The 13,291-nt window shown below is 71.5% G+C and carries 12 protein-coding genes; 3 read left to right on the top strand and 9 right to left on the bottom strand.

All coding sequences use genetic code 11. The features are described 5' to 3' along the window. The first annotated feature begins 80 nt into the window (after positions 1-80). Both OTB20_RS31965 and OTB20_RS31960 read left to right on the top strand, forming a co-directional pair. Positions 81-1,889 carry a prolyl oligopeptidase family serine peptidase gene (locus OTB20_RS31965; RefSeq protein ID WP_267822895.1) on the top strand — a complete coding sequence of 603 codons (1,809 nt, stop codon included), beginning with the start codon at positions 81-83 and terminating at the stop codon, positions 1,887-1,889. Between the two features lie 86 nt (positions 1,890-1,975). After that, complete coding sequence (locus tag OTB20_RS31960; RefSeq protein WP_267822893.1) at positions 1,976-2,803, top strand: SURF1 family protein; 828 nt, start codon at positions 1,976-1,978, stop codon at positions 2,801-2,803. Positions 2,804-2,842: 39 nt separating this feature from the next. Here the strand turns inward: OTB20_RS31960 and OTB20_RS31955 are convergent, their stop codons facing one another. From OTB20_RS31955 to OTB20_RS31925, 7 genes are all read right to left on the bottom strand, one after another. Continuing rightward, a complete protein-coding gene (locus OTB20_RS31955) occupies positions 2,843-4,093 on the bottom strand; it encodes a hypothetical protein (protein ID WP_267822892.1) in 1,251 nt (416 codons plus the stop codon). After that, positions 4,090-4,746: a SigE family RNA polymerase sigma factor gene (locus OTB20_RS31950; protein WP_420716530.1), complete on the bottom strand. Its 657-nt coding sequence runs from the start codon at positions 4,744-4,746 to the stop codon at positions 4,090-4,092. Before OTB20_RS31950 ends, OTB20_RS31955 begins: the two co-directional genes overlap by 4 nt. Before the next feature lie 293 nt (positions 4,747-5,039). After that, positions 5,040-6,128, bottom strand: coding sequence for an aspartate-semialdehyde dehydrogenase (locus OTB20_RS31945; RefSeq protein WP_267822891.1), 1,089 nt, complete (start codon positions 6,126-6,128; stop codon positions 5,040-5,042). Then, a complete protein-coding gene (locus tag OTB20_RS31940; RefSeq protein WP_267751775.1) occupies positions 6,125-7,402 on the bottom strand; it encodes an aspartate kinase in 1,278 nt (425 codons plus the stop codon). Before OTB20_RS31940 ends, OTB20_RS31945 begins: the two co-directional genes overlap by 4 nt. 108 nt (positions 7,403-7,510) lie before the next feature. Beyond that, the gene (locus OTB20_RS31935) at positions 7,511-8,158 is read right to left on the bottom strand and encodes a DUF5063 domain-containing protein (RefSeq protein WP_267822889.1); all 648 of its coding nucleotides are present in this window, start codon (positions 8,156-8,158) and stop codon (positions 7,511-7,513) included. Beyond that, positions 8,151-8,750, bottom strand: coding sequence for a recombination mediator RecR (recR, locus tag OTB20_RS31930; protein ID WP_267751773.1), 600 nt, complete (start codon positions 8,748-8,750; stop codon positions 8,151-8,153). Before recR ends, OTB20_RS31935 begins: the two co-directional genes overlap by 8 nt. A gap of 36 nt (positions 8,751-8,786) precedes the next feature. Next, on the bottom strand, positions 8,787-9,131 hold the full coding sequence (locus OTB20_RS31925; RefSeq protein WP_267822887.1) for a YbaB/EbfC family nucleoid-associated protein: 345 nt from the start codon (positions 9,129-9,131) through the stop codon (positions 8,787-8,789). Between the two features lie 268 nt (positions 9,132-9,399). Here OTB20_RS31925 and OTB20_RS31920 point away from each other — a divergent pair, with 268 nt between their 5' ends. Then, the gene (locus OTB20_RS31920; protein ID WP_267822885.1) at positions 9,400-10,125 is read left to right on the top strand and encodes an SLATT domain-containing protein; all 726 of its coding nucleotides are present in this window, start codon (positions 9,400-9,402) and stop codon (positions 10,123-10,125) included. 84 nt (positions 10,126-10,209) lie between these two features. Here OTB20_RS31920 and OTB20_RS31915 read toward each other — a convergent pair whose 3' ends face one another. Further along, positions 10,210-10,860: a hypothetical protein gene (locus tag OTB20_RS31915; protein WP_267822883.1), complete on the bottom strand. Its 651-nt coding sequence runs from the start codon at positions 10,858-10,860 to the stop codon at positions 10,210-10,212. 141 nt (positions 10,861-11,001) lie between these two features. Further along, the coding region (locus tag OTB20_RS31910) for a glycosyltransferase 87 family protein (protein ID WP_267822881.1) at positions 11,002-13,291 on the bottom strand (2,290 nt) is incomplete at its 5' end.

The following is a 13,291-nucleotide window of genomic DNA, read 5'->3' as shown; positions in this document are numbered from 1 at the left end:
TACGCAGACCACCTTCCGCCCGTTCGGCCCTGTCGGCATCTCGGGGGACGGGGTGCGGGCGATCGGGTTACATGGGGTGCATGACTGATGCCACCGCCGCAACCGAAGCCGCCATGCCCGACTGGGAGAAGCGCTTCCGGGCCCCGCGCGTAGGACTGCCCGACTGGGCCGAGGACGCGCCCGACCGCTCGCTCTTCGTCTCCAACGCGACCGGGACCTACGAGCTCTACGCCTGGGACCGCGCCACCGGCACGCAACGGCAGGCCACGGACCGCCCCAACGGGACCACCGACGGCACCCTCTCCCCCGACGGCGAGTGGGTCTGGTGGTTCTCCGACACCGACGGCGACGAGTTCGGCACCTGGGTCCGCCAGCCCTTCGCGGGCGGCCCCGACGAACCGGCCACCCCCGGGCTGGAGGCCTCCTACCCCGCCGGACTGGCCATCGGCCGCGACGGGACGGCCGTCGTGGGGCGCTCCACCGACGAGGACGGCACCACGATCCACGTGGTGCGGCCCGACGGGACGGAGCCGGCCGTCGTCTACCGGCACCGCGAGTCGGCCGGAGTCGGCGACCTGTCCCGGGACGGGACCCTGCTCGCCGTCGAGCACACCGAGCACGGCGACGCCATGCACTCCGCCCTGCGCGTGATCACTTTGGACGGCGGGGCCGTCGCCGAGCTGGACGACTCCAAGGGCGGCACCGAGGAGCTGGGCCTCATGGTGCTCGGCTTCGCGCCCGTCGCGGGAGACACCCGGCTGCTGGTCGGCCACCAGCGGCGCGGCCGCTGGGAGCCGATGGTGTGGGACGTGGCCGCGGGCACCGAGGAGGAGCTGGCCGTCGACCTGCCCGGCGACGTGGGCGCCGAGTGGTACCCCGACGGGTCCGCGCTGCTGATCGAGCACGGCTTCGAGGCGCGCAGCGAGCTCTTCCGCTACGACCTGGCCGCCCGGGACCTCGTACGCCTGGACACGCCCCCCGGGACGGTGTCGGGTGCGACGGCGCGGCCCGACGGATCGGTGGAGTACCAGTGGTCCTCCGCGGCCGAGCCCTCGGTCCTGCGATCGACCTCGGGCGGGGTCGTCCTCGACCCTCCCGGTTTCCGGCCGCCCGGCTCCGTACCGGTCGAGGACGTGTGGGTCGAGGGACCCGGCGGGCGGATCCACGCCCTCGCCCAGCGGCCCACCGGCCACGGCGACGGCCCCTTCCCGACCGTCTTCGAGATCCACGGCGGGCCCACCTGGCACGACAGCGACGCCTTCGCCGCGACCCCGGCGGCCTGGCTCGACCACGGTTTCGCGGTCGTGCGGGTCAACTACCGCGGCTCGACCGGCTACGGACGCGAGTGGACCGACGCCCTCAAGCACCGGGTCGGCCTGATCGAGCTGGAGGACGTCGACGCCGTACGGGAGTGGGCGGTGGCCTCCGGCCTCGCGGACCCGGCGCGCCTGGTGCTGTCCGGCGGGTCCTGGGGCGGCTACCTGACGCTGCTGGGCCTCGGCACCCGGCCGGAAGCCTGGGCGGTGGGGCTGGCGGCCGTACCGGTCGCCGACTACGTGGCGGCGTACCACGACGAGATGGAGGCGCTGAAGTCCCTGGACCGCACCCTCTTCGGCGGTACGCCGGAGGAGGTCCCGGAGCGCTTCGAGGCCTCCTCGCCCCTGACGTACGTGGACGCGGTGCGGGCGCCCGTCCACATCGCGGCGGGCCTCAACGACCCGCGCTGCCCGATCCGGCAGATCGAGAACTACGTGGACCGCCTCGCGGCGCGCGGGGCGGAGCACGAGGTGTACCGCTACGACGCCGGGCACGGCTCGCTCGTCGTGGAGGAGCGGATCAAGCAGGTCCGGATGGAAATCGACTTCGCGCTGAAGCACCTGCCGCGCTGATACCGCGACCGGGCCCGCGACCGGCGCCATGACCGGTGCCGGGCCCCGGCACCGGCGATCCGGTGCACCCCCCGTACGGTGGTGGGGTGCACCGGTTTCTCCTGACCCCGCGCTGGTGGGGGATCAACGTCTTCGTCGCCCTCGGCGTTCCCTTCTGCCTGTTCATGGGGACCTGGCAGCTCGGCCGGTTCGAGGACCGCGTCGACACCCACAAGGAGGCGACCAGCGCACGCCCCTCCGAGCAGGTGGCCGCGCCGCTGGACTCGCTGCTCCCGGTGGACAAGCGGACCTCCGGACTGCTCGCCTCGGTCTCCGGGGAGTACGCCGACCAACTGCTCGTCCCCGAACGGCGGCTCGACGGGAAGTCCGGCTTCTACGTCCTGACCCTGCTGCGGACCGACACCGGCAAGGCCGTACCCGTGGTCCGGGGCTGGCTGCCCGGCGGCGCCGACGCGGGCCGCGCCCCGGCCCCGCCGGCCGGGCGGGTCGAGGTGACGGGCGCTCTCCAGGCCTCGGAGAACTCCACCAGCAAGGGCGTCCACTCCGCGGGCGGGCTGCCTGCCGGGCAGCTCGGCGTCATCGGGGCCGCCTCGCTCGTCAACATCGTGCCGTACGGCCTCTACGACGCCTGGCTGACCGTGCAGACGGCCACCGACGGGATGACTCCCGTGCCGGCGCAGGCCCCGGTCAACACCGGGCTCGACCTCAAGGCCTTCCAGAACCTCGGCTACACCGGCGAGTGGTTCGTCTTCGCCGCGTTCGTGCTCTTCATGTGGTTCCGGCTCTACCGGCGGGAGGTGGAGACCCTGCGCGATACGGAGGCGGGCCTCCTCACCGAGACCCCGGAAGCCGCGGAAACCGCGGAAACGCCGGAAACGGCGGAGCCGACCCCTGCCGGCGCCGGCTCGGCGTAGCTCGCTGGGCTTGCAGGGGTTCCTTGGCGCCCCTGCTTCCTACCGCATCGGGATGACGCCGGTCCGGTAGACCGTTCCGGCGCACGCCTCCGAGATGACCATCCGCGTCGTCGGGCCGTCCGGGCCCAGGGTGTTGGGCGTGTGGGACACCGCGACACCGGGGACATCCGCCTGCGGCGGGGGGTTCTGGCCCCCGTCGGTGGACCCGGTATCCGTGGAGCCGGACTCCGGCGCCCCGGCTCCCCCGGAGCCGTTCGCGGCAGGACAGCCCTGCTCCGACGGCACCCATGCGAAGCGGACCTCGTACTCCGCTCCCGGCGCGAGCACCAACCGTGAGACCTCCACCGACGGGTCGGGCAGCAGGCCGGTCGCCGGATCGCCCGTGACATGGTTGACGACGGCCACCGCGGCTCCTCCGTCTGCGGACGCGGGACCCGTCGCCGGGGCCGCCGTCAAGGTCTCCGGGCCGCGGACCGTACAGGCCTGCGACGACACGTTGGTGACCCTGAAACTGCCGTAGACCTTGCCGTCGGCCGACGGGGACCGGGTACTGCTCTGCACCCCGACCTGGCTGATCGTGCAGAAGGGCACCGCTCCCGGAGCCGGCTGCGGGGGTAGCGCGCCGCCCCCGACCGTGCCGGAGGTGCCGATGCCCGGGGAGGCGGCGACGCCGGGCGGGGTGATGCCGGGCCCGTCGAGGTCCGGGAAGCCGTTGTCCTGCGGAGACGGCGAGGCGCTGGTGCCGCCGCTCCCGGTGTCCTTGTCCTTGTCCTTGGCGGACCGCTTGGGCTTCGGCTTGGAACCGGAGCCGTTCTGGTGCGCGTCGGAGCCCTTCGAGTTCCCGTCCTGCAGACCGTGGCCCGCCATGGTGGAGCGGTCGCTGTTCCCGCCCGTCCCGGAGACCAGGTGCAGGGTCGTCGGCACCGAGGTGCCCACCAGCAGCGCGACCCCCGCCGCCACGAGGATCCGCCGCTTGCGGACCCGGCGCGCGGGAACCGCGTACCGCAGCCGCTCCAGGGCGTTGCCGGAGGGTTCGATCCCGCCGACGACACCACGCAGCAGATCCCGCAGCGCCTCCTCGTCGCCCGCGGAGAGCGAGGTGGCGGGCTCGGCGGGGGCGGACTCGGTGGCGGCGGGATCGGTGGCGGCGGGCTTGGTACCAGCGGCCTCGGTGGTGGCCGACTCAATGGCGGCGGATTCAGTGTCCTCGGGCTCGGTGCCGGAGGCTCCGGCGCGCAGGCTTCGGAGCACCTGCTCCTCGCCCTCGTTCTTCTCCCGGTCCTCGTTCATGACTGCGCAGCCTCCATCGCCACCCGCAGCGCTGCAATGCCCCGCGATCCGTACGCCTTGACCGAGCCGAGCGACAGGCCGAGGGTTTCGGCGACCTGGACTTCCGTCATGTCCGCGAAATAGCGCAGCACCAGTACCTCGCGCTGGCGTCGCTGGATCCCTCGCATCGCCTTGATGAGATCGTCCCGTTCCAGCAGGTCGTACGCGCCCTCCTCAGCGCTCGCCATGTCCGGCATCGGCTTCGACAGAAGCTTCAGGCCGAGGATGCGGCGGCGCAGGGCGGAGCGCGAGAGGTTGACTACGGTCTGACGCAGGTAGGCCAGGGTCTTTTCCCGGTCCCGGACCTTTTTCCGGGCCGAGTGGACGCGGATGAAGGCCTCCTGGACGACGTCCTCACAGGAGGCGGTGTCGTCGAGGAGCAGCGCGGCGAGACCGAGGAGCGAGCGGTAGTGGGCCTGGTAGGTCTCGGTGAGGTGGTCGACGGTGGTCCCCGCGACCACCTCCACCACTTCCGGCACCTCGGCCACCGTGGCCGGCTGCGTACTCCCGGGGCCCTCGGCGCTGTCGCGCGGCCCGGGCACCCGGCCTTCCTTGGTCGACGCGGACGCGCGGGCGCCGGGCACACCGGGCGCACCGGGCACACCGGGGAGCACGGGAGCTCCGGACGCCGCCGCGGTCGGCGGAACGGGAACGATCACTGGGAGGCCACCGGGCACGCGGGACCGCAGGCGCGACGGGATCGTCCCGGTGCGCACCGAAATGACGGGGAATTCCAGCAATGCTTCCACGCCAGTTGGACACGTATCCCCCCGTCAGGGTTGTACGCGGGGGGAAGATTCATCGGCGGGTTTCCATGGCCTTCTTGCTTAGCCGCTCACCCTGACGGCCGCCGTCTTGCGACGGCGGCCGTCAGGCCATCACCTGGTTCAAGGGATCACCCATGATCCTACAAAGTGAAATAACCAAAATCAGCCGCGACGAGCTCGGCAGTTTGGACGGCGTTCAGCGCGGCACCCTGGCGGAGGTTGTCGGCGCAGACGAAGAACTCCAGGGAACGCGGGTCGTCGAGCGAGCCGCGCACGCGTCCCACCCAGGCCGGATCCGTCCCCGCTGCGTCCGCGGGGGTCGGAAACTCGCCGGCCGCCGGGTCGTCCACGAGGACCACCCCGGGCGCCGATTCCAGGATCTCCCGGGCGTGCACCGCCTCGACCACACCCTCGAACCGGGCCCGTACGGTCAATGAGTGCCCGGTCAGTACGGGTACTTGTACGCAGGTCACCGACACCGGCAGCTCCGCCAGGTCCAGGATCCGGCGGGTCTGCGCCCGTACGGCCAGCTCGTGCGAGGACCAGCCGTCCTCGCGCAACTCACCGGACCACGGCACCACGTTGAGCGCGAGGGGACCCGCGAAGGGGCCGGTGTCCTCGCCCACGGCCCGGCGTACGTCCCCGGGCTGCTCACCCAGGGAGCTGCCGGCGACGAGCGACAGCTGGCGGCGCAGCGCCTGCGAGCCGACGCGCCCGGCACCGCTCGCGGCCTGGTAGGAGGAGACGGTCAGCTCGGCCAGCGCGTACTCGGCGTGCAGCGCGCCCAGCGCGGCGATCATCGCGGCGGTCACGCAGTCGGGGCCGGCGACGATCCCGCGCGGCCGGATCCGGGCCGCGTGCCCGTTCACCTCGGGCACCACGAGCGGCACCTCGGGGTCCTCGCGGAAGGCCGCGGACTGGTCCACCACGACGGTTCCGCGCGTGGTGACGACGGGAGCCCACCGGGCCGAGACCTCGGCCGGGGTCAGGAAGATCGCGATGTCGCCCGCCCCGAGGCCGTCGAAGGCGTCTTCGGTGAGGGCGAGCACCTCGGTCTCCGTACCGCGCACGGTCAGCCTGCGGCCGGCCGACCGCGAGGAGGCGATCAGGCGTACGTCGCCCCAGACGTCGGCCCGCTGGGACAGCATCTGGAGCAGGACGGAGCCGACGGCTCCGGTCGCCCCGACCACGGCGAGTGCCGGAGCCGGGCCCGACCGGGCCTCGGTCATCGTCCGGTGCCTCCGTAGACGACTGCTTCGTCGCCGCTGTCGGAGTCGAGTCCGAAGGCCGTGTGCACGGCGCGGACGGCCTCGTTGACATCGTCCTGGCGGGTCACGACCGAGATGCGGATCTCCGAGGTGGAGATCAGCTCGATGTTGACACCCGCGTCGGACAGCGCCTGGAAGAACGAGGCGGTGACGCCCGGGTTGGTCTTCATGCCCGCGCCGACCAGGGAGATCTTGCCGATCTGGTCGTCGTAGCGCAGGGACTCGAAGCCGATGGTCCCCTTCGCCTTCTCCAGGGCCTCGATGGCCTTGTGGCCCTCGGCCTTGGGGAGGGTGAAGGAGATGTCCGTCAGACCCGTGGAGGCTGCGGACACGTTCTGCACGATCATGTCGATGTTGATCTCGGCGTCCGCGATGGCGCGGAAGATCGCCGCGGCCTCGCCCGGCTTGTCCGGGACACCGACGACCGTGATCTTGGCTTCGGAGACGTCGTGAGCGACTCCGGAGATGATGGCGTGCTCCACCGGCTCGTCCCCTTGCGGATTCTCGTTGCTGACCCAGGTGCCCCGCAGTCCCGAGAAGGACGAGCGGACGTGGATCGGAATGTTGTAGCGGCGCGCGTACTCGACGCAGCGGTGCAGCAGCACCTTGGAACCGGAGGCCGCGAGCTCCAGCATGTCCTCGGAAGAGATCCAGTCGATCTTCTTGGCCTTCTTCACGACGCGGGGGTCCGCGGTGAAGACGCCGTCGACGTCGGTGTAGATCTCGCAGACCTCGGCGTCCAGCGCCGCGGCGAGCGCGACGGCGGTCGTGTCCGAGCCACCCCGCCCGAGGGTGGTGATGTCCTTGCTGTCGGCCGACACACCCTGGAAACCGGCGACGATGGCGATGTTGCCCTCGTCCAGCGCGGTGCGGATGCGGCCCGGTGTGACATCGATGATGCGTGCTTTGTTGTGCACCGAGTCGGTGATGACGCCTGCCTGGCTACCGGTGAACGACTGGGCCTCGTGGCCCAGGTTTCTGATCGCCATCGCCAGCAAGGCCATGGAGATCCGCTCTCCCGCGGTCAGCAGCATGTCGAATTCACGCCCGGCAGGCATCGGGGACACCTGCTCGGCGAGATCGATCAGCTCATCCGTCGTGTCGCCCATCGCGGAAACCACGACGACCACCTGGTGGCCGTTCTTCTTGGCATCCACAATTCGCTTGGCGACGCGCTTGATGCCCTCGGCATCCGCTACGGAGGAGCCTCCGTACTTCTGCACGACAAGGCTCACGTGCGCTCCTCGCTCAGTCCGTCTCATTGCTGGTGCAGTCTAACTAGCGACCGGGATCCGACCGCCTCGTACCACATCATGAGACGAAAAGATCAAAGGATTCGTTCCCTACGCGCGGCCCAGACCTCCGAGTTCCTGGACCATCACCTGTCCGGCCTGCTCCGCGAGCTCTTCCTCCGTCAGGTCCTCGTCCGTGTCCAGGCCGTCCAGGGCCGCCAGCGGCTGGTCGAGGCGTACGTGCGCGATCAGCGACTGGAGCGCGCGCAGGGTGGCCGAGGCCGTCGGGCCCCAGTTCGTGAAGTACGAGAACTGCCACCACCACAGCGCCTCGGTGATACGGCCCTCCTGGTGGTGGATGAGCCCGTGCCGCAGATCCGCGACCACGTCGGCCAGATCGTCGGAGATCCGGTGCGGGACCGGAGGCTTGCGCGGCTCGTAGGGGTCGAAGACCTCCGAGTAGATGTCGACCGGCTCCAGCATCACCGCGAACCGCTCGCGCAGATCGTCCACGTCCGGCTCCGGGCCCAGGTCGGGCTCGTAGCGCTCCTCGGGCAGGACGTCCTGGTAGGCGCCGAGCCGGCCACCAGCCAGGAGCAGCTGGGACACCTCCAGGAGGAGGAAGGGCACCGCGCTGTCCGGGTCCTCGCCCTTGGCCACCTCGGTGACCGCGACGATGAAGGAACCGATCTGGTCCGCGATCGACGCCGCGAAATCGTCCGGATCCAGTCCCAGGGCGTGCAGTGTTGCGTCAGACATCGAGAAGTCGCCTTCCTTCAAAGGCCCGCCCGAGCGTGACCTCGTCCGCGTACTCCAGATCTCCCCCGACGGGGAGCCCGCTGGCCAGGCGGGTGACCTTCAGGCCCATGGGCTTGATCATGCGGGCGAGGTAGGTGGCGGTCGCCTCGCCCTCCAGGTTGGGGTCGGTCGCGAGGATCAGCTCGGTGACCGCGCCGTCGGCGAGCCGCGCCAGCAGCTCCCGGATGCGGAGATCGTCCGGGCCGACGCCCTCGATCGGGCTGATCGCGCCGCCGAGGACGTGGTACCGGCCCCGGAACTCGCGGGTCCGCTCGACGGCGACCACGTCCTTCGACTCCTCGACCACACAGATGACCGTCAGATCGCGGCGCGGATCGCGGCAGATGTTGCACCGCTCCTCCTGCGCCACGTTCCCGCACACCGCGCAGAACCGGACCTTGTCCTTGACCTCGAGCAGCGTGTGCGCGAGACGTCGGACATCGGTGGGCTCGGCCTGCAGGATGTGGAAGGCGATCCGCTGCGCGCTCTTGGGCCCGACGCCGGGCAGCCTGCCCAGTTCGTCGATCAGGTCCTGGACCACGCCTTCGTACAACGGACTGCCTTCTTTCGGTTCGGGAGGAGGAAAGGACTAGAACGGGAGGCCGGGGATACCGCTGCCGCCGCCCAGCCCCTGGGCGAGGGGCCCCAGCTTCTGCTGCTGGAGCGCCTGCGCATTGTCGTTGGCCGCCTGGACCGCCGCGACCACCAGGTCCGCGAGCGTCTCCGTGTCCTCGGGGTCCACGGCCTTCGGGTCGATCACCAGAGCGCGCAGTTCACCGGAGCCGGTCACGGTCGCCTTGACCAGACCGCCGCCGGCCTGGCCCTCGACCTCGGCCAGGGCCAGCTCCTCCTGCGCCACGGCGAGGTCCTGCTGCATCTTCTGGGCCTGCTGGAGCAGCTGCTGCATGTCGGGCTGACCACCACCGGGAATCACAGGTCACTCACTCCGTAGCGTCGGGCCAAGCGCCGGCGGCTTGGTCAATCCGAGCCTACGTGCTCCCCGGGCGCCGCGCCCTACGCCGTGAGGACCAACTCTTTCGAGTGAAGGTCGAGGCGTACGCGTACCTGCTGGAGCCCTCCTTGCGGGCGGAAATCCCCGGAATCGTTGCCCACCGCGGCTCATTCGAAGGTAGGAAGAGCATGCGCACCATTGCGCACACGCGCACCACCACACGTTCAGCGCAGGCAGAGGGAGTGCCCGGGTGAGTCAGCCGGAGATGCAGCCCGAGGGGCCACCCCGGGACCCCGCAGAGGACGGCGACCTTACCGGCCGGCCGTTCCCTCTCGGGGACTGGGGAGAGCCCGCCGAGCGGCTCGACGAGCTCTACCGGCGGGTCGAGGCCGACGCGCTGCGCACCGCCGAGTGGTACCTGTCGGACCGGGCGTGGAAGCGCCGGGGGGCCCGGATCCTGCGGATCGGGGCCGCCGCGGGCGCGGTCACGGGAGCCGCCATGCCGCTGCTGGAGCTGACCGGCTCGGTGCCCGGGGCGGCCTCGTACGGCTATCTCGCGCTGCTCCTCGGCGCGGCCTGCCTGGCCTGCGACCGGTTCTTCGGCCTGACCTCGGGCTGGATGCGGGACGTGGCGACCGCCCAGGCCGTGCAGCGGCGCCTGCAGAGCCTGCAGTTCGACTGGGCCTCCGAGAACGTGCGGGAGGTCCTGGGCCCGACTGAAGGCACCGCGAGCGAGGCGGCGGAGCGATGTCTGACCGTGCTGCGGCGCTTCTCGGAGGACGTGACCGAGCTCGTACGGTCCGAGACGGCGGAGTGGATGGTGGAGTTCAGCTCCGGCCCCGCCCCGCTGGTCATGCAGTCCCTGGGCGCGGGCGGGTCCCGCTCGGACGCCTACGTCCCGCCGGCCCGTTTCCCGCTCCCCCCGGGCACCCGCCCGAACATGCCCCGCCAAAGACCGCCGGAGCAGCCGCGCTGAGCCGGCGGACCGGCCGCGGGAACCGGAGGAAGGGCGGGGCGGAGAGAACCCGCCTCCCCGCCCCCGACCCCGCTCACAGGCGTCTCAGCTGAAGATGATCATCGAGCCCTGGCCAAGGCTCCGCGTCGCCGCCGCGTGCAGTCCCAGCCATACGTGCCGCTCCCGCGCGAAGGGGCTGTCGTCGTACGGGATCGGCCCGGCCGGTTCCTCCAGCGTGGTCGGCCGCCCCGGTGGCGCGGGCGCCAGCGGGGGGTTCCCGGGGTCTATCCCGATCGCCGGAGCCACCAGCGCCAGCTCGCGCAGCAGCCCCTGGGCGGAGCCCAGCGGCCCGCCCCCGGCCAGCAGCTCCTCATTGGCCAGCGGATACGCGAAGTCGACGGGAACGTACGCCCCCGCGTGGTCGTAGTGCCACACCAGGTGCGACTGCTGGGCCGTCGGCTCGAACATCTCCAGCAGTTGCTCGTAGTCCCCGCCCAGCTCGTCCACCGGGGTCACCGGCAGTCCGCAGATCTGGAGCAGGTAGGCCCGCCGCAGGAAGTGCAGGGCGTCGTAGTCGAAACCGGCCACCGGGGCGACGTCCCCGGACAGCCCCGGCATGTACGCGAACACCGGCACGGACGGCAGTCCGGCCTCGCCCAGCGCCTTGTCGTACGAGGCGATCTCTTCCGCGAAGGGATTGTCGGGGCTGTGGCACAGCACGTCGACAAGGGGGACCAGCCACAGGTCACAGGCCACTCGGCCTCCGATCAGTCGTTGCCGCCGATCGTGCCAGCGTAGTGCGCCGGACACGCTCAGCGAAGGGGTGAGCAGAACCTTGGACGCGCACCGCACCGCGATCCGCGTCGCGATCCGGACCGCGGACGGCCCCGGTGACGTCTACGCCTCCCCCGGGCCCACCCTCCAGACCCAGACGTCGCTCACCCGCTCCGGCGGCCGGCCCAGCAGCCCGGTGATCAGCTCGCGCAGCTCCGTGTCCCGGTCCTGGGACGGCAGGACGACCGCGCCCGCCTTCCAGTACTCCAGGTCCTGGCGGGCCTGTGCCTTCCAGGACTCGGTGACCTCGGGGGGCTGGCCGCCGTAGCGGACGTCGCGCAGGAGGTTGGAGAGGTGCCGCGGAGTGGCTCCGTAGATGCCGATCCGGTCGGGTCCCCACGGGCCGTTGAAGTAGCCGCCGGCCAGCCTGAAGCCGAAGTCCGCCTCGACCTGCCAGTGCAGCGCGTCCGCCTGGCCCGGGTCCGGCAGCGGTACCGGAACGAGTGCCTCCCCGTCCTTGACGTAGCCCTTCCAGTCCCCCGAGGTGATGAACGCGGGCACCGGCGCGCGGTCCCGTACGGTCAGCGGCAGCGGCAGGACCGGGATCAGCGCGGCCGCCGCCCCGAGCAGGCCCAGCGTGCGCAGCTCGCGCGGGCGCAGCCGGACGATCCGGTCGAGCGCGAGGGCGAGCAGGATGCCCAGGACGGGGGCGCACACCATCGCCACGCGCCCCTCGATCACCGACTCGAAGAGCGGCAGCTTGATCATCAGGCGCCAGGGGCCCGGCAGCACGATCTCCGTACGGGGTACGGGCACCCACGGCCCGAGGGACAGCAGGAGCGCGGTGAATCCGGTGATCGCGAGGGCCCGTACCGCCTTGGCGCGCCACAGCCACACGCACACCGCGACGCCGAAGGCGAGCAGGGGCCAGCCGTAGAAGGCGTTCTGCTCGGTGGTGTTCAGGGAGAGGCGGCCGGCCGTCTCGGGGTCGCCGAAGAGGGAGCGGGCGGCGTACTCGATCAGGGCGCGCGGGCTGTTCCCGGCGTTGTCCCCGTGCAGCACCGAGTGGTAGCTCTGCGGGCCGGAGAACTGCCAGTACAGCGGGACTGCCACCAGCGGCAGGCACACCGCGAGCGCGACGGCCAGACCGGACCCCAGCGGCCGCGCGGCCGCGAGGGCCCGGCGGCGGTCCACGAGGAGGTAGGCGAGGCAGAAGACCAGCATGCCGAGCGCGGCGATGAGCAGCGGCTCCTCGCCGATGAAGATCTGGTACGTCGCGAACAGGCCGAGCAGGACCCCGTCGCGGACCACGTCGCGGCCTTCGCACAGGCGCAGCGCCCGGTCGATGATCAGCGGGATCATGAAGAGGACGACGAAGTTCGGGTGGCCGTTGGCGTGGGAGACCATCGGCGGCGCGAAGGCGGCGAGCGCCCCGCCTACGGCGGCCGCCCAGCGGCTGTGCACGAACCTGCGGCGGATCAGCCAGTACCAGGTCCAGGCACTGGCGGCCATGCCGAGCGTGAGGACCAGCGCGAAGGTGACGGTCTCGCCGAAGAGCAGTGTGACCGGGATCAGCGGCACGTTCAGGCCGAGCATCGTGGCGTTGGCCATCAGGTTCACGCCGTCGGGCATGCCCTGGGAGAGGGTGAAGAACGGGTTGCGGAGGTGGGTGATGTTGTCGGTGGTGACGCCGACGAACCACTCCCACTGGTTCTGGTCCTGGAGCGCGTCCGCGAGGTAGCTGCCGTCGAGGTCCGCCCACAGGCCTTGGAAGACGTAGAGGGAGAGCGCGAGGAACGCGGCGGCCACGGCGAGGCCGCCGGCGTTGAGGCGCAGCAGGTCGCCGAGGGCGTGGCGGCGGTCGGGGCGGGGCGCCGGGGCGCGCGGGCCGTCGTCGCGACGGCGTACCGGGACCTCGGCCACCTGCCAGCCCTGCCGGCGGACCCAGCGCAGCACCTCGGCGTCGACGGCCGGGCCGTCGAGGGTGGAGGCACCGAAGGCGGCGCGGGCGCGGTCGCCGTCGAAGAGGGCGAAGGCACAGGTGTCGGCGCGGAATCCCGGTATGCCGGGGATGCCGAGGGCGCGGACCAGGCGGTTCCGGAAACGGCCGAGGACTACGGCGGGGGCCTGGTCCGTGTACTGGGCTGCGGCCTGGCCTGCGTTCTTGTCTGCGGCCTGGCCTGCGTTCTTGTCTGCGGCCTGGCCTGCGTTCTTGTCTGCGGCCTGATCTGCGGCCTGATCTGTGGCCTCGCCTGCGGTCTGCTCTGCGTGCTGGTCCAGGGCCTCGGGGCCTGACCCTTGCTCGTGGACACCCTGATCATTGGATCGTGAAGATCCGAGGAACAGGAGTTCCCGTTGGGGACGTCGAAGTACAGCCTTGAGTTCCGGGCCGATGCCGTCGCGCTGTACCGGG

Source organism: Streptomyces sp. H27-H1, from assembly GCF_026627445.1.
GTDB lineage: Bacteria > Actinomycetota > Actinomycetes > Streptomycetales > Streptomycetaceae > Streptomyces.
This window is presented reverse-complemented; position numbering and strand designations above follow the sequence as displayed.